An 18,546-nucleotide genomic window follows, 5' to 3' on the forward strand; every position below is an offset into this window, starting at 1 on the left:
TCCGAACTCCAACAGCACCGCTTCCCTTCCTCCCGCGCCGCGTTTCCGTTAGCGCGAAAGAGGCGTGATTCTATGCAGCCCACCCCGCAAGAGCAAGGGGTTTGAAGCAACTTTTTTACAGACGCCGCAATTCGGCCGTCCGGCCGTGCCCGGGCACGATGCCGCTTATGGTGCAAAGAACGGACTAGAATGTGAGGTTCTTCGCCTCTTTCTATATACGTCTTTAATATGCGCCAGCGAATCGCCAAACGCCTCCCCCCCGATGCCGACAAACTGGTCGGTCTGTCACTTGCGCTCTTCGCGTCGGGCAGCCGCATCGAGGATCGCTTCTGGGAAGCGAAGCTCGATGCGCTGCTCGCCAAGATTGTCCGCAACGGCAATCAGACCACGCTCGACGCCGCGCTCGACCATCTTCAGCAAAATCATCCCGACGCCTACGGCGCGCTCGCCGACATGGCCGAGACGCACAGCGAGTCGATGATGATCGAACACGACGGCCAACCCTACGATGCGCTGCTGGTCGCCGTCCCGGTTCTCGCCTGGACGCGCTACATGATTCCGTCAGGCCCGCTCAAAGGCGACGTTGCCGACGCGCTGCGAACGCACCTGCAGGCGCATGTGCTCGCGAACGGCACCCTCGTCGGGCTCGCACCGTTTCTCTACAGCATCGACCAGTTGCCGCGGCACCACGTGGAAACCTATCGGCTGGCCCAGCAACTCGCCCATGCGGCAATCGGCCAGCACAACCCGAAGCTGAGTTTCGGCGACCTGCCGGAAACCTCGCCGATCCTGGCCGATCCGCGCTTCCTGCTGGCCGTCGTCGCCGCGCCGGCCGGCTCGCCGCTGTTCCGCTGGCAGGAAGAAGAAAACGGCAGCCGGATCGAGCGCGGCCAGTGCCTCGAACAATGGACGGCCCAAGGCGGCCCGAACCTGTCGATCGCGCTGCCCGGCTGCGAGTTCGAATGCCTGCTTCCGGACGCGTACTACTCGGCCTGTCGCGATGCGGACGAACGCGTGCGTCCGCACACCGTCCGAACGGCCATTCGTTATCTATTCGACACACTTGGTGCGGCGCCGCAGGAATTGCGCGCGGTGGTCGCCGGCTTCGGCGAACGTCGTGTCGACGAGTATCGCGTCGGCTTCACGCGGCGTGCCAGCAACGACGTGATCTACGGCGTCGTGTGGCCGCTCTACGGCCGTGAAAACGGCGACGTATCGATCGACAACGCGACGCTCGAAGGCGAAGCGCCGATCGAAGGGCCGCTCGAGGAAATCGTGAGCCTGCTGAAAGAATGCGGCGTAACCGACGTCCGCCGGCACGCGGGCCGCTTCGAGCCCGAATACTGCGACGACTGCGGCGTGCCACTTTACGCCGATCCGCTCGGCGAAATCGTCCATGCGGAAATGCCGGAAGACGCGTCGCCCGCCCAGCCGCACTTCCACTGACCCGCCCCGCAGGCCTCGATGGCCTGCCCTGCCCGAAGCCGCTTCCGGTGCCCACCGAAGCGGCTTTTTTCTTATCCGATGCCCGTCGTCCAAATTTTCGAACTTTTCCTAAGCCTTTCAGCCAAGCAGACATCGTGTAAGGTCTTTGTCATTATCGGGGCCAGCTAATACCCGACAGCAGTCAATGACCCACTTCACGGAGGTTGAATATGCGGTTCTTGGTACTTAACTCAGACGCCGAGCGGCGTGACGGACTGAAGACCCTGTTGCGGCAGATCGACCGGCACGCCAGCATCAACGATGCGCCTGACGGTTTCCAGGCGCGCCGGCTGCTGCGCACCCAGCGTTTCGACCTCGTCGTGATCGACTGGCTGGACGTGGGCCGGGTGAGCGAGCTTCAGGCACTCGGCAACGCGTGCTCGCCGACACCGGTCGCCGTTCTGGTCGACGACATCTCCCCCGACGCCATCCAGCGCTTCTTCAATTACGGCGTCGCGGGCGTGATCCCGCACTCCACGCGGCCGCACCTGATCGTGCGCGCGCTCGAGATCGTCCTGCTGGGCGGATACTACATTCCGCCGATCGCCCTCAGCCTCCTGCCGTCCACGGCGACGGCGACGGCGCGCCACGATGCCCATTTCCAGACGCTCGCCGGCTCGTTGCCCCGGCGCCCGCCGAGCGGCCTCCTGTCGCCGCGCCAAGCGCAGATCATGCGGTTCGTCCACATGGGCAGCACGAACAAGATGATCGCGCGTACGCTCGGCATCAGCGAAGGCACCGTGAAAATCCACCTCGCGAGCATCTTCCAGCAACTCGGTGCCGCAAACCGCGCCGCCGCGGTCGCGATCTACAACGGCTGGCTGTCGCCCCATCTCGAGGTGCTGCTGGCGAACCGCAACCGCGCCCGCAAGCCGGCCATCGGCGAACACGGCCCGGCTCCGCTGCGTACGCAACGGCACGACCGTCCGTACCCGTTGCCCATCGCGAATGCCGGCACGCAAGACCTGCCGCTCGCCGCCGAGCCGCCGGCACGGTTCCGGCGCGGACGCTAGGCCAACAGTCTCGATATTGCGACGGTCGGACATGTGCAGGCTCCCACCTTTGATGCTCAACGAGTAATATGGACGCATGGGTTTTCTTTTCACACCGCTTCCGCTCTGGGTTGGCATCGGTGGCTGGATCGCCGCCGTGGCCCTGCTCGCGCTCGCGATCTGGAATCGCCCCTTCGTCCGTCTGCAAGACGCCACGCTTCAGCACGTGTGGCTTGCGCTCGTCACTGCGATCACGGTCCTGTGGGCCTCGAACGCATGGCTCGAAGATGGCATCGTCATGCATCTGCTTGGCGCAACGCTGCTCGTCACGCTGTTCGACTGGACACTCGCACTGGTCGCCATGGGCGCCGTCACGGCGGTTGCCGCGCTCATCTTCGACGCACCGTGGCAAGGCATCGGCCTGACCTATCTGATCTACGGTGCGCTGCCTGTCGGCGTGTCGGCGTTGCTGCAACGCGCCGCGCTCGCGTGGTTGCCGCACAACCTCGCGTCGTTCATCACCGGGCAGGGTTTCCTGTCGCCGGCCATCGCGATCGTCGCGGTCGCCGCCGCGGCGGCCGGCGTCCAGCTCGCGCTCGCGGACGGCGTGCCCGTCGTGATTCCGGCCGGCTATCTGCTGAACACCGCGCTGCTCGCGCTCGGCGAAGCATGGTTCACCGGCATGGCAACGGCACTCATCGCCGTCTATCGCCCTGCGTGGGTCACGACCTTCGACGTCCGGCGCTACCGCCTCGGCGGCCCGCGCGCCTGAATTCCTCCGGATCGGCTCGGCGCACACGCAGACCGACGGATTCCACGGCGTGCGCCGAATACGTCACCTACTGCCGCACGACTTTTTTACGCTAAGATTGAACTCCTGTTCTTCATCGGGCATCTATACGTGCCCGATGTCTCCTTCGCTCCTCACCAATAACCAGATGGACAGCTCACCTGCCTCGCTCCGGATTTTCCGGGCGCTCGGCAAGCTGGCAGCCTGTATCGCGGGCCTGTCGCTTGCGCTTCCCGCTCCGGTATTCGCCGACCTGCTCGACCAGCGCTCCGAACTGATCAACAAATTCGTCAACGAAATGCATGCCGATCCGCTCGCCGCCGATTGTGCGGCGCACGGCAGCTTCATCGCCAGCACCTCGACGGCCTTCGACCGAGTCGACTTCGCGCCGAATGCATTCGACAGCGGCAACGCAACGATCACGCCGTGGAACGACTCGTTCGACCAAGGCAAACAGCGTGTGAAAGTCGACAATATCGTCACCGTCGACGGGCTCGGCATCCACAGCGACGGCAGCGATCCGACGCCGCTGAAATTCCGTTGCGGCTATGTCGGCCAGCAAATGCTCGCGTTCAGCTGGAACGATCCGGTTCCGCCGCTGAAGCCGCGCGTCGAGCGCTCGTCGTCTTCGACGAAGAAGTTCAAGGGCAAGTCGCACCGCGGCAAAGCCAAGGCGAAGGCATCGAGCCGCACCGGCAGCAAGAAGGCCGTCGCAACGAAGAAATCGAGCGGCCCGCACAAAGCCGTGAAGAAAAAAACTGCGAAGAAGTCCTGATACGGCGGAGCGGCAACGGCAGCAGCAAAAAAGCCGGCGCATCTCGCGATGCGCCGGCTTTTTCATGCGACGACGGCTGCGCTTACGCGAACGTGTCGACGTGCACCAGGATCGCGGCCAGCATCGCCGCACCGAGCGCCGCGCTGCGCTCGCCGTTCCAGCCGACGCGCTCGTCGGGGAGGTTCGCGTTGTCCTTGAACGGCATTTCGAGCGTCAGCGACAGACAGCCGAACTGGTGACCAATGTACTTCGACGCGAGCTTCAACGCATCTTCCTTGTACTTGCTCGCCGCGTAGCCATGCTCGGTCTGGAAGTCGGGGCTTGCGACCTTGAACGCGTCGATGAACGCAGCCTGCTCCTTGCCCTGCTGCTCGGTAAAGCTCGGCAGCATCTCCGAGCCGGCGACGAACACGTACGGCAGATCCTCGTCGCCGTGAATATCGAAGAACATGTCGCAGCCGATTGCATGGATCGCGTCGCGCACGGCCAGCACCTCGGGGCTGCGCTCGGCATCGGGCGCCATCCACTCGCGGTTCAGGTTCGCGCCGGCCGCATTGGTGCGCAGGTTACCGTGCACGCTGCCGTCCGGGTTCATGTTCGGGACGATGTAGAAGGTCACGCGATCGTAGAGCTTGCGCGCCACCGGGTCGCCGGCCCAGTCGCCCCAGCCGGCCAGCCGCTTGACCAGGCCTTCGACGAACCACTCGGCCATCGACTCGCCCGGATGCTGGCGCGCGATGATCCACACCTTCTTCTTCGGCGCACCATCGGTTTCCGGCGTGCCGAGCGTCAGCAGCGACATCGGACGGCCTTCGACCGTGCGGCCGAGCTCGACGACGCTGGCCTGCGGCAACTGCTGGACCGCGCCGAGAAACGCCGCGTGACGCTCTTCCGAGTACGGTTCGAAATACGCGTAGTAGATGCTGTCGAACTCCGGCGTATGGTCGATGGTCATCGTCTTGCCGTCGAACGTCGTCGGCACGCGGAACCAGTCGACCCGGTCGTAGCTCGCGACCGCTTGGTAGTTGCGCCAGCCGGACGGATACGCGCATTCGGCTGCGTTCTCGAACGTCATCACGCACCGCTCGCCGCGCGCCCCCGTCAAGCGGTAGTAAAACCATTGCGCGAACTCCGAACGATTGTCGCCACGCACGCGCAGCCGGATTGCATCGGGGCTGTCGCACGACACGACGTCGATTGCGCCTGCGTCGAAATTACTGGTAATCGAAAGGGCCATCTATCTCTCCTTTGTCGACCGGTGTTAGCGCTTCAGCGCTTACTCCGGTCCCATGCAAAGCTGTCGACCGAAGCAGGCGGTGTACCGCCCGGCCGGCCTCGTGCATGCGCCTGCCGCCTCGCGAACGGCCGGCAGGGTCACTCGCCGACGCGCCGGCGATATACGTAAGTCGAATCGTTCGATGCGGCCGCATCGAACGCATAGCCCTCGGTCGAGAATGCCTTCAGCGCCTTCGGGTCGGCGATACGATTCTCGACGACAAAACGCGCCATCAGGCCGCGCGCGCGTTTCGCATGGAAGCTGATGATCTTGTAGCGGCCGCCCTTCCAGTCCTCGAATACCGGCGTGATGACCGGCGCGGCCAGCAGCTTCGGCTTGACCGACTTGAAGTATTCGGTCGACGCGCAGTTGATCAACACGCGCGCGGCGCCGCTGCGCGTCTCGAGCTGCTCGTTCAGCGCCCGCGTGATGCGGTCGCCCCAGAACGCATACAGATCCTTGCCGCGCGCATTCGCGAACCGCGTGCCCATCTCGAGCCGGTACGGCTGCAGCAGATCGAGCGGACGCAGCAGCCCGTACAGGCCCGACAACACGCGCACGTGCTGCTGCGCATAGTCGAGATCGGAGGACGACAGCGATTTCGCGTCGAAACCCTCGTAGACGTCGCCATTGAACGCCAGCACGGCCTGCTTCGCGTTGGCCGGCGTGAACGTCGGCGACCAGTCGGCATAGCGCTGGAAGTTCAGGCGCGCGAGCGGATCGGAGATATCCATCAGCGTCGCGATGTCCTGCGGCGACAGCTTGCGCAGGCCATCGATCAGCTCCGACGCGTCGTCGACGAATGCAGGCTTCGTGTAAGACTGGACGTGCGGGGGCGTATCGTAGTCGAGGGATTTGGCGGGAGAGAGAACGATTATCATAGAGGCTCGCTGGCACGCCGTGCCTTGCGGTCAGACGAAAACCTCCGATTGTAACGAATGGCCCGCTCTCTCGCCCCGCATGCCGCACACCGCGTCGTGCTCGACTCGAACGTCTGGATCGACATCCTCGTATTCGACGACCCCGCTACGCGCCCGATCCGTGCCGCGCTGGAGCACGGCATGCTTGCCGCCGTGATCGACGGCCGCTGCCTGACGGAACTCGAATACGTGCTCGACTATCCGCAGTTCCAGTCGCGGGCGATCGACAAGGCCGACGCGCTCGCCACGGTCGCCCGGCTCGCGAGCCTCGTCGAACCGCCGCCCGTCGACGCCGACGCGCCGCCGCTGCCGAAGTGCAAGGACCGCGACGATCAGAAATTTCTCGAACTCGCCCGCGCCGCGCGGGCCGAGTGGCTCGTGTCGAAAGACCGCGCGCTGCTGAAGCTCGCGAAGCGCACCGCACGCGACTTCGGTTTCCGGATCGCGCAACCCGCGCCGTTCGTGGAAGCCTGCGCGCTCGACGCCGCGCCGCCCGCCACGACGACGCCCGCCTGACGCAATCCATCCGAATCCGACCGTATCGATGAACGCTCCTTCAGATATGCCAACGACGCCCGTTTTCCCCTCGCGCCTGCCGAACGTCGGCACGACGATCTTCACGGTCATGAGCGCGCTTGCCGCCGAAAAAGGTGCGGTGAACCTCGGCCAGGGTTTTCCCGATTTCGATTGCGATCCGCGCATCGTCGATGCGGTCGCAACCGCGATGCGCAACGGGCACAACCAGTATCCGCCGATGGCCGGCGTCGCGCCGCTGCGCGACGCGATCGCCGACAAGATCGCGCAGGTGTACGGCCGGCGCTACGATCCGGCCACCGAAATCACCGTGACGGCCGGCGCGACGCAGGCGCTGCTGACGGCGATCCTGTGCGCTGTGCATCCGGGCGACGAAGTGATCGTCGTCGAGCCGACCTACGACAGCTACCTGCCTTCGATCGAGCTCGCCGGCGGCAAGCCCGTGTTCGTCACGCTGGAAGCGCCCGACTACGCGATCCCGTTCGACCGCCTCGCGGCAGCGATCACGCCGAAAACGCGGATGATCCTGATCAATACGCCGCACAACCCGACGGGCACCGTGTGGCGCGAGGCGGACATGCGCAAGCTCGAGGACATCGTGCGCGGCACCAACGTGCTGATCCTGTCCGACGAGGTCTACGAACACATGGTCTACGACGGTGCGCGCCACGAGAGCGTCGCGCGCTACCCGGAACTCGCCGCGCGCAGCTTCATCGTGTCGAGCTTCGGCAAGACCTACCACGTGACGGGCTGGAAGGTCGGTTACGTCGCGGCGCCAGCCGCGCTGACCGCGGAATTCCGCAAGGTCCACCAGTTCAACGTGTTCACGGTGAACACGCCGATGCAGATCGGGCTCGCCGACTACCTGCGCGACCCGGCGCCGTACCTGTCGCTCGCGGGCTTCTATCAACGGAAGCGCGACTTCTTCCGGGCCGGCCTCGAGCGCACGCGCTTCAAGCTGCTGCCGTGCACGGGCACGTACTTCCAGTGCGTCGATTACTCGGCGATCAGCGACCTGCCCGAAGCGGAATTCTCGAAGTGGCTCACGTCGGAGATCGGCGTGGCCGCCATTCCGGTATCGGCGTTCTATCACGAGCCGCACGAATCGGGCGTCGTCCGCTTCTGCTTCGCAAAGCAGGAAAGCACGCTCGCGTCCGCGCTCGATCGGCTGGCCCGCCTGTAAGCGCCGCACGGGCGGCCGCGCGCCGCCCTTCGGGAACCGCGCTTACGAACGTGCGACGTTCGCCGCTTCGACATACGCCTTGCGCTCGGCTGCCACGCGTTGCGCGGCCGGGCGTTCACCCACCGTCTTCGCGTGCGCCTTCCAGTCGATGCCTGCCTCGAGCAGGAAGTCGCGGTCGAATATGGCCTTCGTCGCCATCCCGATGACCGGCAGATGAACCCAGGCGGCAATGTCCGCGAGGCCGAACGACTCGCCGAGCACATACGGCGAAAACCGCGTCATCTGCCTGAATGCATCGATCGCGCGCGGCAGGCGCTTCTCGACGTGCGCCTTCATCCCGTCGCTCACCTTGCCGCCGAAAAACGCTTCCGTATACACCTCGCGCGCCATCCATTCGAGATACAGCTCGAGCGTCTCGACCAGTTCACGCACCTTCGCCGCCGCGAACGGGCTCGCGGGGAGAATGCCTTTCTCGGGATAGCGCGCCGCCAGGTATTCGACGATCACCTGCGACTCGAACAGCGCGCCCTCTTCGGTCTTCAGGAACGGAATCTTGCCGAGCGGCGAATCGGCAAGCCGAGCCGGGTCGCTGATCGGCAAACCACACACCACCTCCTCGAACGGAATGTCGTGCTCGAGCAGGACGAACTTCACCTTGTTGTAGTAGTTGGACAACGGAATACCGCACAGCTGTAGCATTGGCATCTCCTTCCTTGCTGAAGCGCGGCCGCATCGACGCGGGCCGCATCGGGATTCATCGCGCTGAAAAGCACGTTCGTGCTAGTCTAAAGCAAGTCGTGCGTCCGTCACGACGACATTACCTCCGCTGCGGCGTCGGCTCCGCCCGTCCGCGCGACACACGCGGCGCCGCCGCCGCGCCACCCGATGGAGACACGCTCGCATGAGTGCTGAACTGCTGGCCTCGCGTCCGCCCGAGAGCGAATCGACGCTCGTCCTCACGCTGTCCAATCCCGGCGCGCGCAACGCGCTGCATCCCGACATGTATGCGGCCGGCATCGAAGCGCTCGCCACCGCCGAACGCGATCCGGCGATTCGCGCCGTCGTGCTGACGGGCGCCGATCGCTTCTTCTGCGCAGGCGGCAACCTGAACCGGCTGCTCGAGAATCGCTCGAAGGATCCGTCCTTCCAGGCCGACAGCATCGACCAGCTCGCGGCATGGGTCACCGCGATCCGCGCGTCGACGAAGCCGGTGATCGCAGCCGTCGAAGGCGCGGCAGCCGGCGCGGGCTTCTCGTTGGCGCTCGCGTGCGACCTGATCGTCTCGGCACACGACGCGAAATTCGTGATGTCGTATGCGCGCGTCGGTCTGACGCCCGACGGCGGCGGCTCGTGGTTTCTCGCCCGCGCGCTGCCGCGTGCGATCGCGGCCGAACTCCTGTTCGAAGGCAAGCCGGTGGCCGCCGAACGCCTGCATGCGCTCGGCGTCGTCAACCGGCTCGCCGCGCCCGGCTCGGCACTGGGCGACGCACTGGCATGGGCCGACGCGCTCGCTGCCATTTCGCCGAATGCGCTCACGCGCATCAAGTCGTTGCTCGACGACGCGACCGCGCAACCGCTGGATGCGCAGCTCGGCACCGAGCGCAATCATTTCGTCGCGTCGCTGCATCATGCGGACGGCCTCGAAGGCATCACTGCCTTTCTCGAGAAGCGCCAGCCACGCTACAAGCGCTGATACGCCGCCACGCCGCCGCGCCCATCCGATGCGGCCCGTCGCCGCCGCGCGCGACGTCGCGGCGCTCTCCGGGCCGGCCGCGCATGCGCGTCGGCACGCGCGTTTGCATCGCCAGCAGCCCGTGTCGATCCATGCTCTAATGACCGCCTGTCGCGGCGCCGCCGGCGCCGTTTTCGCGCATGCCACACAGGAGTTGACGATGATCGACGTCTATAGCTGGGCGACCCCGAACGGCCACAAGGTGCACATCATGCTCGAGGAAACGGGCCTCGCGTATCGCGCGCATCCGGTCGATATCGGCGCGGGCGACCAGTTCGAGCCCGAGTTCCTGAAGATCAGCCCGAACAACAAGATCCCCGCGATCGTCGATCCGGACGGCCCCGGCGGCCAGCCGATCTCGCTGTTCGAATCGGGCGCGATCCTGATCTACCTCGCGGAGAAGACCGGCAAGTTCCTGCCGACCGATCCGGTCGCGCGCTATGCGACGCTCCAGTGGCTGATGTTCCAGATGGGCGGTGTCGGCCCGATGCTCGGGCAGGCGCACCACTTCCGCCTGTATGCGCCGGAGAAGATCGAGTATGCGGTCAACCGCTACACGAACGAAGCGAAGCGCCTGTACAACGTGATGGAAAAGCGCCTCGGCGAATCCGAATACCTCGCGGGCGACGCGTACACGATCGCGGACATTGCGACGTTCCCGTGGACGCGCTCGTGGCAGAACCAGGGCATCGTGCTCGACGCGTTGCCGAACGTGAAGCGCTGGTACGAGGCGATCGCCGCGCGACCGGCCGTGCAGCGCGGCGTCGAGGTGCTCGCGTCGATGCGCAAGGCGCTGCAGGACGACAAGGCGCGCGAAGTGCTGTTCGGCGCAACGCAATACGCGAAACACTGACGAGCGTATGACGAGCGGAGCGGCATCCGTGCATGCCGCTCCGTGTGTCAGAAGTAATGCAGCGTGATGAACTCCGCCGCGCATACCGGCAGCGGCGCGTCGGGGCGCTCGACCTGCATCGATACCGACCACGTCACCTGGATGCCGCCGCGCGCGGCGTCGGCGGTTTCCTTCACCGCGAACAGCGCACGCACGCGCGCCCCGACCGGCACCGGCTTCAAGAACCGCACGCGGTTCAGCCCGTAGTTCACGCCCATCTTTTGCTCGAAACGCATTGCGTCGGTCATCAACGCGGGAATCAGCGACAGCGTCAGGAACCCGTGCGCGATCGGCCCGCCGAACGGCGACTCGCGCCGCGCCCGCTCGGGGTCGACGTGAATCCATTGATGATCGCCGGTCGCGTCGGCGAAACCGTCGACGCGCGCCTGATCGATCTCGCTCCAGCCGCTCGCGAGCGGCTCCGCGCCGACCCGCTCCCGCAACGCCTGCGCCGATGCGATCAGCGGCAAGGTCACGTCGGTCATGGGTTCGCGCCCCCCGGATGGCGCAGCCCGAAAATCACTTTGGTCTGCACGGTGATCACCGTCTCGCCGGCTTCGTTCACGCCGACCCATTCGGTCGACACGATGCCGCGATCGGGCTTGCTCTCCGACACGCGCTTGTCGTGCACCTTCTGGTACATCGTGATCGTATCGCCGGCGCGGACCGGCTTCAGCCAGCGGATCGAATCGATGCCCGGCGAGCCCATGCTGGTCGAATCCGATCCGAGCTTGCGGACCAGCAGGCTCATGAACACCGAGCACGTATGCCAGCCGCTCGCGACGAGGCCGCCGAAATGCGATGCCTTCCCCGCTTCCTCGTCGACATGGAACGGCTGCGGATCGTAGCGCTTCGCGAACGCCTTGATGTCGTCGGGCTCGAACGTGTAGCGGCCCACTTCGGTCGTGCTGCCGACCACCAGGTCTTCGTAACTGATGCCCACGGATAAGTCTCCTTGTCTGGCGCGCTCGCGCGTCGCCGTCATGCTACGTCGGTTTGCGCGAAATCGGGCAGCGCCGCGATGCGGGCGAGATGATGATCGGTATCGCCGAGCGTCGTCTCGATGATCGACAGCCGCTTGAACAGGTGCGCGGCGGCCACCTCGTTGGTCACGCCCATGCCGCCGTGCAACTGGACGGCCTGCTGGCCGACGAAGCGCGCGGCCGCGCCGACCCGCGCCTTCGCGGCCGACACGGCCTTGCGCCGCGCATCGGCATCGCCGCTCGCGTAGCGCACCGCCGCGAGATAGGTCAGCGAACGCGCCTGCTCGGCATGAATCAGCATGTCGACCATCCGGTGCTGCAGCGCCTGAAAACGCGCGATCGGCACGCCGAACTGCTCGCGCGTCTTCGTGTATTCGACCGTCGCGTGATTCAGCTCGTCGAGCGCGCCGACCGCTTCCGCGCACAGCAGGAAGGTCGCGTAATCGGCGATCTGCTCGAGTGCCGCCGCGTCGCGCGCACCGCCCGTCAGCAGTCGGGCAGGCGTGTCGTCGAACGCGATCGTCGCGGCACGCTGGCCGTCGATGGTCCGGTAGTCGACCACCTTCGCGTTGGCCGCATCGCGTTCGACGACGAAGAGGCCGATACCGCCACTGTCGACCCGCGCCGGCACGATCCACGCATGCGCCTGGGCGCCGTGCTGAACCACCGACTTGGTGCCGGTCAGCCGATACGTGCCGCCCTGCTCGCGCGCGTGCGTGTCGAGTTCGTACAGGTCGTAGCGCGCCTGCGGTTCGTGGAACGCGACCGCCACGCGCTTTTGCCCCTGCGCGACCGCCTCCAGCAGCGCGGCGTCGGCGCCTGCGCCGGAGCCGGCGATCCGCAGTGCTTCGACGCCGACCGCCGTGGCCCAGTACGGTTCGATCACGAGCGCGCGGCCGAGCTCCTGCATCACGACCAGCATGTCGACCGGGCCGCCGCCGAAGCCGCCCTGTGCATCCGGCACGGGCAACGCGGTCAATCCCAGCTCGGTGAATGCGCTCCACTGCGCATCCGACACACCGGCATCGCTGCGCACGATCGCCTGGCGCGCTTCGAAGCCGTATTGCTCGCCGAGATACCGGCGCAGCGCGTCGGCGAACTGCTGCTGTTCATCGGTAAAGCTGAAATCCATGGTTGTCTCCGTTCCCTGATCACAGCCCCAGAATCATCTGCGCGATGATGTTCTTCTGGATCTCGTTCGAACCGCCGTAGATCGACGTCTTCCGGTAATTGAAGTAGTACGCGGCGAGCGGCGCCGCATCGTCGTCGCCCGCGATGCTGTGTTCGCGCTCGCCGTCGAGGAACGGCACGTCGAACGGGGCGGCCAGCGGGCCGATCGCTTCGACCATCAGCTCGGTGAGCGCCTGTTGCACCTCGGTGCCCTTGATCTTCAGCATCGATGCCTCGGGGCCGGGCCCCTTGCCGCTCGTCTCGCGGCTGACGACGCGCAGCACCGTCACTTCCAGCGCCATCAACTCGACTTCGAGCGCCGCGACCTTCGCGGCGAACACGGGATCGGCGAGCAACGGCTTGCCGTTCTTGCGCTGGTTCGATGCGACGCGCTTCAGGAACGCGAGCTCCCGCTTCGACGCGCCGACGCGCGCGATGCCGGTGCGCTCGTGGCCGAGCAGGTATTTCGCGTAGGTCCAGCCGCGGTTCTCGTCGCCGACGAGGTTCTCGACCGGCACCTTCACGTCCTCGAAGAACACCTCGTTGACCTCGTGATCCTCGTCGAGCATCACGATCGGGCGTACCGTGATGCCGGGCGTCTTCATGTCGATCAGCAGGAACGAGATGCCCTCCTGCTTCTTCGCGGCCGGATCGGTGCGCACGAGGCAGAACATCATGTCGGCGTACTGGCCGAGCGTGGTCCAGGTCTTCTGGCCGTTGACGACGTAGTGATCGCCGTGGCGCTCGGCGCGCGTGCGCAGCGATGCGAGATCGGACCCGGAACCCGGCTCCGAATAACCCTGGCACCACCAGTCCGAGCCGTCGAGAATACGCGGCAGGTAGTGGCGCTTCTGCGCTTCGCTGCCGTATTTCATCAGGACCGGCGCGACCATCGACACCCCGAACGGCAACACGGTCGGCGCACCAATCCGCGCGCACTCCTCGTCCCAGATGTGTCGCTGCGTCGCGTCCCAGCCCGGGCCGCCATATTCGACCGGCCAGGCGGGCGCGGACCAGCCGCGCTGGCCGAGGATCCGGTGCCAGCTCGCGAAGTCCTCGCGGTCGAGTCGTTTGTGATCGAGTACCTTGGTGCGCAGTGCGTGAGGCAAGTTGGCCTCGAGCCAGGCGCGGACGTCGGCGCGGAACGCGTCGTCGGCGGGGGAATAGTCCAGATCCATGCGCAGTGTCTCCTGTCGACCGGAGTTGGTGCTTCAGCACTTACTCCGGTCCCATGCTTCGCGGTCGATCAGCATCAGCGCTTCCGCGCTTGCTCTGATCCCATGCAAGGCTCGCCGCGACCGTCCGGCCCGGCAAGGACACACTGCGTACGTTATTGCAGCGGTTCTTTCAGCGCGGCTGGAATCGGCAGCGGCATCACGTCGATGCCTTCTTCGACCAAGGACTGCGCATCCTCCGGCGTCGTGACGCCGCGAATGCTGCGTGCCGGCGCCTCGTTGTAATGGATGCGCCGCGCTTCCTCGGCGAAGCGCTCGCCCACGTTCTCGGTCTTCTCCAGCACCTCGCGCAGCGCGCGCATCACCTGCGCCTGCAGCGCACGCGGATCGGCCGGCTGCGCCTGCGTCGCGCCCGACAGGTTCAGGCGCGGCGCCGACGGCATCCGGTTGATCTCCGTCGTTCCGCACACCGGGCATTCGACCAGCTTGCGGGACAACTGCGCTTCGAATTCATCGGCGGAAGCGAACCAGCCTTCGAACCGATGACCGTGCGGACACTGTAAATCGAGGACCTTCATGCTGAATCAGGGCGTGTGACGAGTGTAGCGCAAAAAGCGGTTTTGTGAACGGTCGTGCTAAATCCGGATCGCGCGGCACGAACGCGCCGCGTCACGGAATTGTAACGCGGCGCCCCGGCCGCCGCCGACGCCGTGCTCAGGGCGCGACGACCGGCCCGAGCGGCCACGTGCCGGACAGCACCTTGTCGAGCCACATCGCGCCGATGATCGTCTTCACGTCGGTGATCTGGCCCGTGCGCACCCATTCCTGCAGGTCGGCCGGCGTCGCCGTGAAGGTTTCGAGGAATTCGCCGTCGTCGAGCTTGCGTTCGCCGGCCGTCAGCCCGCGCGCGAGATACAGGTCGATGAACTCGGTCGAATAGGAAATGATCGGATGAATGCGGGCCAGGAACACGTATTCGCGCGCCGTGTAGCCCGTTTCCTCGCGCAGCTCGCGCACCGCGCACGCGAGCGCGCCTTCGTTCGGGTCGAGCTTGCCGGCCGGGAATTCGGCCATCACCTTGCCGATCGGGTAGCGATACTGGCTCTCCATCAGCACGCGACCGTCGTCGAACAGCGGGATCACCATCACCGCACCCGGGTGCTGCACGTATTCGCGCGTGGCCTTCTTGCCGTCCGGCAGACGGACGGTGTCGCGCTTGAGCTTGAGGAACGCGCCGTCGAAGATCGCCTCGCTCTCGAGGCAGGTTTCGGTCAGTGCGGCGTCGTGATTGGGTAGTTCGGCCATCGGCGGCTCCTGAATGAGCACGACGGACGGCCGAAGCCGTCAGCGTCGTTTGACGAGATACTGGAACGTGAAGCCGGGAAACGCGAACACGACGAAGAGACTGAACGTGATCGCGTAAAACTGCCAGCCCTGTTCGAAGCGGTTGCCGGCGCGCGACTCGAGCCAGAAGCCGAGCGCGCCGACGACGAAGTACAGCACGATCAGCTCGCCGATCCGCACCCACGCATTCTTCTTCGTCGCGCCGAACGGCACGACGGCGAAGAGGCGTTGGTTCAGGAACGGCAGGTTGGCGCAGACGAGCGCCAACAGCACGATGAACCAGCCGGCTGCCGACATTACAGCGGCAGCGTGTGACGGATTGCCTGCAGGCAGGCGGTCAGCAGCGGGCTCGGGATCAGGCCGAGCACGACGACCGCCACGCCGTTCAGCACGAGGATCGTGCGCTTGCAGAAATCGCCCGTGATCGGCGTCGAATCCTGCGGCGCATCGAAGTAAATCACCTTGACGATGCGCAGGTAGTAGAACGCGCCGAACAGCGACGTGATCACGGCCAGCACGGCCAGCCACGTGAGGCCCGCGTTGACGGTCGCCTCGAGCACGGCCAGCTTCGCGTAGAAGCCGACGGTCGGCGGAATGCCGGCCAGCGAGAACATCATGACCATCATCACGAACGCGAACACCGGGCTGCGCTTGTTGAGGCCCTTGAAGTCGTCGATCGTTTCGGCTTCGAAATCGCGGCGCGCGAGCAGCATCACCACGCCGAACGAGCCGAGCGTCGTGATCAGGTAGACGATCGCGTAGAACATCGCCGAGCTGTACGCGTTCGCCGGCGCCGCCGCGTCGCCCTTCACGATGCCCGCGAGCAGGCCGAGCAGCACGAAACCCATGTTCGAGATCGCCGAGTACGCGAGCATCCGCTTGATGTTTCGCTGGACGATACCGGTGATGTTGCCGACGATCAGCGACAGCGCGGCGAGGATCACGAGCGCGGTCTGCCAGTTCTGCGCGAGCGGCAGCAGGCCCATCACCAGGAAGCGCAGGCCCCACGCGAACGCGGCAACCTTCGGGCCGCCGCCGACGAACAGCGTCATCGCGGTCGGTGCGCCCTGGTAGACGTCCGGCACCCACATGTGGAACGGCACGGCGCCGAGCTTGAACGCGATACCGGCGACGATGAAGATCACGCCGAACATCAGCACGGCCGCGTCGGTATTGCCGCCGACCGCCTTGTACACTTCGCCGAGCTCGAGCGAGCCGGTCGCGCCGTAGAGCATCGAGATGCCGTACAGCACGAAGCCCGACGCGAGCGCGCCCAGCACGTAGTACTTCATCGCGGCTTCGCTCGACTGCGCCGCGTCGCGACGCAGCGCGATGACCGCGTACAGCGACAGCGACATCAGTTCGAGGCCGAGATACAGCGTCAGGAAGTTGTTGCCCGACACCATGACCAGCTGACCGAGCAGCGAGAACATGCCGAGCAGGAACACGTCGCCGCGGAACATGTCGCGGTCTTCGAGGTACTTGCGCGAATAGACGAGCGAGACCGCGAACCCGAACGACACGACAGCCTTCATCATGCTCGCGAACGAGTCGACGACGACCATCTTCGAGAAGAAGTAGTACTGCTGCGGGTCGAGCGCCTGGACCGCGAACCACACGCCGGCGACGACCGACGAGACGACCGCGATCAGATAGGTCAGGCGGCGGCCGGAAGCACCGGTGAAGGTGTCGTTCAGCCATGCGACGACGATGGCGGCCAGCACCAGCGCGTCAGGCAACAGGACATTCATAGAGGCGTTTTGCATGATCTTGAGTTCCTCCGCTCGCGATTACTGGGCCAGCGGCAGCTTCGACTGCGCGACGTGGGAGAGGAGGTTTTCCACGGAAACGTGCATCACGTCGGTGAAGGGCTTCGGATACAGGCCCATCAGCAGCGTGAACGCGGCGAGCACGGCCAGCATCAGGAATTCGCGACGGCCGATGTCCTTCAGCTTCGCAACATGATCGTTCGCCACCGCGCCGAAATACACGCGCTTGTACATCCACAGCGTGTAGGCCGCGCCGAGGATCAGCGTGAATGCCGCGCCGAATGCGATCCAGAAGTTGTACTGGACGGCCGCGAGAATCACCATGAATTCGCCGACGAAACCGGACGTACCCGGCAGCCCGCAGTTGGCCATCGAGAACAGCATCGCGAACGCCGCGAACTTCGGCATCACGTTGACGACGCCGCCGTAGTCGGCGATCTGGCGCGAGTGCACGCGGTCGTACAGCACGCCGATGCAGAGGAACATCGCGCCCGACACGAAGCCGTGCGAGATCATCTGGATGATCGCGCCTTCGACGCCGAGCTGGTTGAAGATGAAGAAGCCCAGCGTGACGAAGCCCATGTGCGCGATCGACGAATACGCGACCAGCTTCTTCATGTCGGCCTGCACCATCGCGACGAGGCCGATGTAGATCACCGCGATCAGCGACAGCGTGATCACGACGGGCGCCAGGAAATGGCTCGCGTCAGGCGTGATCGGCAGCGAGAAACGCAGGAAACCGTATGCGCCGAGCTTCAGCATGATCGCCGCCAGCACGACCGAGCCGCCCGTCGGCGCTTCCACGTGCGCGTCCGGCAACCACGTGTGCACCGGCCACATCGGCACCTTCACCGCGAACGCGAGGAAGAACGCAATGAACAGCAGGATCTGCGGCGTCATCGCGATCTTCGCGTTCTGCCACGTCGCGAGGTCGAACGAGTGCGTTTCCGTGTACAGGTAGATCAGCGCGACCAGCATCAGCAACGAACCGGCCAGCGTGTACAGGAAGAACTTGAACGCCGCATACACGCGGTTCGGGCCGCCCCACACGCCGATGATGATGTACATCGGGATCAGGGTCGCCTCGAAGAACACGTAGAACAGCAGGCCGTCGGCCGCCGAGAACACGCCGATCATGATCCCGGACAGGATCAGGAACGCCGCGAGGTACTGCGCGACGTTCTCGGTGATCACTTCCCATGCGGCGATCACGACGATCACCGTGATCAGCGCGGTCAGCACGACGAACCACATCGAGATGCCGTCGACGCCGAGGTGATACGCGATATCGAAGCGTTCGATCCAGGTCGACTTCTCGACGAACTGCAGCGCAGCCGTGCTCGAGTCGAAGCCGGTGATCAGCGGGATCGTGACCGCGAGGCCGAGCAGCGCACCGATCAGCGCGACCCAGCGGGCCGTCCCCGGATTTTTGTCGTTACCGACCGCAAGCACGAGGAGGCCGAAGACGATCGGCAGCCAGATCGCGGTACTGAGAATCGGAAAAGCGTGCATTAGTGTTGTCCCCC

The 18,546-nt window shown here is 65.4% G+C and carries 20 protein-coding genes; 8 read left to right on the forward strand and 12 right to left on the reverse strand.

Annotation, left to right across the window (positions count from 1 at the left end; all coding sequences use genetic code 11):
- Positions 1 to 228: 228 nt before the first annotated feature.
- From WT53_RS09870 to WT53_RS09885, 4 genes are all read left to right on the forward strand, one after another.
- A complete protein-coding gene (locus tag WT53_RS09870; protein ID WP_034207946.1) occupies positions 229 to 1,446 on the forward strand; it encodes a DUF2863 family protein in 1,218 nt (405 codons plus the stop codon).
- A 209-nt stretch (positions 1,447 to 1,655) separates the two neighbouring features.
- Positions 1,656 to 2,498, forward strand: coding sequence for a response regulator transcription factor (locus tag WT53_RS09875; protein WP_034207947.1), 843 nt, complete (start codon positions 1,656 to 1,658; stop codon positions 2,496 to 2,498).
- A 76-nt stretch (positions 2,499 to 2,574) separates the two neighbouring features.
- A complete protein-coding gene (locus tag WT53_RS09880) occupies positions 2,575 to 3,249 on the forward strand; it encodes an energy-coupling factor ABC transporter permease (protein ID WP_034207948.1) in 675 nt (224 codons plus the stop codon).
- A 136-nt stretch (positions 3,250 to 3,385) separates the two neighbouring features.
- Complete coding sequence (locus WT53_RS09885; RefSeq protein ID WP_034207949.1) at positions 3,386 to 4,042, forward strand: BspC domain-containing protein; 657 nt, start codon at positions 3,386 to 3,388, stop codon at positions 4,040 to 4,042.
- 82 nt (positions 4,043 to 4,124) lie between these two features.
- On the opposite strand, the gene WT53_RS09890 is transcribed toward WT53_RS09885, so the two are convergent.
- The gene (locus WT53_RS09890) at positions 4,125 to 5,279 is read right to left on the reverse strand and encodes a M14-type cytosolic carboxypeptidase (protein WP_034207950.1); all 1,155 of its coding nucleotides are present in this window, start codon (positions 5,277 to 5,279) and stop codon (positions 4,125 to 4,127) included.
- Between the two features lie 137 nt (positions 5,280 to 5,416).
- Positions 5,417 to 6,199, reverse strand: a complete 783-nt coding sequence (gene yaaA, locus WT53_RS09895) for a peroxide stress protein YaaA (protein ID WP_034207951.1) — start codon at positions 6,197 to 6,199, stop codon at positions 5,417 to 5,419.
- A gap of 57 nt (positions 6,200 to 6,256) precedes the next feature.
- Between yaaA and WT53_RS09900 the strand changes: the two genes are divergently transcribed.
- Both WT53_RS09900 and WT53_RS09905 read left to right on the forward strand, forming a co-directional pair.
- Positions 6,257 to 6,754 (forward strand): putative toxin-antitoxin system toxin component, PIN family, encoded by a 498-nt coding sequence (locus WT53_RS09900; protein ID WP_034207952.1) that lies wholly within the window; start codon positions 6,257 to 6,259, stop codon positions 6,752 to 6,754.
- Positions 6,755 to 6,782: 28 nt separating this feature from the next.
- Complete coding sequence (locus WT53_RS09905) at positions 6,783 to 7,955, forward strand: pyridoxal phosphate-dependent aminotransferase (RefSeq protein WP_034207953.1); 1,173 nt, start codon at positions 6,783 to 6,785, stop codon at positions 7,953 to 7,955.
- Positions 7,956 to 7,997: 42 nt separating this feature from the next.
- On the opposite strand, the gene WT53_RS09910 is transcribed toward WT53_RS09905, so the two are convergent.
- Complete coding sequence (locus WT53_RS09910) at positions 7,998 to 8,654, reverse strand: glutathione S-transferase (RefSeq protein WP_034207954.1); 657 nt, start codon at positions 8,652 to 8,654, stop codon at positions 7,998 to 8,000.
- Positions 8,655 to 8,856: 202 nt separating this feature from the next.
- Here WT53_RS09910 and WT53_RS09915 point away from each other — a divergent pair, with 202 nt between their 5' ends.
- Both WT53_RS09915 and WT53_RS09920 read left to right on the forward strand, forming a co-directional pair.
- Positions 8,857 to 9,648 (forward strand): oxepin-CoA hydrolase, alternative type, encoded by a 792-nt coding sequence (locus tag WT53_RS09915; RefSeq protein WP_034207955.1) that lies wholly within the window; start codon positions 8,857 to 8,859, stop codon positions 9,646 to 9,648.
- A gap of 199 nt (positions 9,649 to 9,847) precedes the next feature.
- Complete coding sequence (locus tag WT53_RS09920; RefSeq protein ID WP_034208736.1) at positions 9,848 to 10,540, forward strand: glutathione binding-like protein; 693 nt, start codon at positions 9,848 to 9,850, stop codon at positions 10,538 to 10,540.
- A gap of 47 nt (positions 10,541 to 10,587) precedes the next feature.
- On the opposite strand, the gene WT53_RS09925 is transcribed toward WT53_RS09920, so the two are convergent.
- From WT53_RS09925 to WT53_RS09965, 9 genes are all read right to left on the reverse strand, one after another.
- Positions 10,588 to 11,064: a MaoC family dehydratase gene (locus tag WT53_RS09925; protein WP_034207956.1), complete on the reverse strand. Its 477-nt coding sequence runs from the start codon at positions 11,062 to 11,064 to the stop codon at positions 10,588 to 10,590.
- Positions 11,061 to 11,522 carry a MaoC family dehydratase gene (locus tag WT53_RS09930; protein WP_034207957.1) on the reverse strand — a complete coding sequence of 154 codons (462 nt, stop codon included), beginning with the start codon at positions 11,520 to 11,522 and terminating at the stop codon, positions 11,061 to 11,063. The genes WT53_RS09925 and WT53_RS09930 overlap by 4 nt, the downstream gene beginning before the upstream one ends.
- Positions 11,523 to 11,560: 38 nt before the next feature.
- The gene (locus WT53_RS09935; protein WP_034207958.1) at positions 11,561 to 12,694 is read right to left on the reverse strand and encodes an acyl-CoA dehydrogenase family protein; all 1,134 of its coding nucleotides are present in this window, start codon (positions 12,692 to 12,694) and stop codon (positions 11,561 to 11,563) included.
- Positions 12,695 to 12,713: 19 nt separating this feature from the next.
- Positions 12,714 to 13,910 (reverse strand): acyl-CoA dehydrogenase family protein, encoded by a 1,197-nt coding sequence (locus WT53_RS09940; protein ID WP_034207959.1) that lies wholly within the window; start codon positions 13,908 to 13,910, stop codon positions 12,714 to 12,716.
- 152 nt (positions 13,911 to 14,062) lie between these two features.
- Positions 14,063 to 14,485, reverse strand: a complete 423-nt coding sequence (locus WT53_RS09945; protein ID WP_006750470.1) for a DUF1178 family protein — start codon at positions 14,483 to 14,485, stop codon at positions 14,063 to 14,065.
- A 136-nt stretch (positions 14,486 to 14,621) separates the two neighbouring features.
- Positions 14,622 to 15,212, reverse strand: a complete 591-nt coding sequence (locus WT53_RS09950; RefSeq protein ID WP_034207960.1) for an NUDIX domain-containing protein — start codon at positions 15,210 to 15,212, stop codon at positions 14,622 to 14,624.
- Between the two features lie 39 nt (positions 15,213 to 15,251).
- Positions 15,252 to 15,548 carry a DUF2818 family protein gene (locus tag WT53_RS09955; protein ID WP_006478276.1) on the reverse strand — a complete coding sequence of 99 codons (297 nt, stop codon included), beginning with the start codon at positions 15,546 to 15,548 and terminating at the stop codon, positions 15,252 to 15,254.
- Positions 15,548 to 17,002 carry an NADH-quinone oxidoreductase subunit NuoN gene (gene nuoN / locus WT53_RS09960; protein ID WP_034207961.1) on the reverse strand — a complete coding sequence of 485 codons (1,455 nt, stop codon included), beginning with the start codon at positions 17,000 to 17,002 and terminating at the stop codon, positions 15,548 to 15,550. Before nuoN ends, WT53_RS09955 begins: the two co-directional genes overlap by 1 nt.
- Before the next feature lie 39 nt (positions 17,003 to 17,041).
- The gene (locus WT53_RS09965) at positions 17,042 to 18,532 is read right to left on the reverse strand and encodes an NADH-quinone oxidoreductase subunit M (RefSeq protein WP_006484881.1); all 1,491 of its coding nucleotides are present in this window, start codon (positions 18,530 to 18,532) and stop codon (positions 17,042 to 17,044) included.
- Positions 18,533 to 18,546: the final 14 nt, after the last annotated feature.

It is taken from the genome of Burkholderia sp. MSMB2157WGS (assembly GCF_001532755.1).
Taxonomy (GTDB): Bacteria; Pseudomonadota; Gammaproteobacteria; order Burkholderiales; family Burkholderiaceae; genus Burkholderia.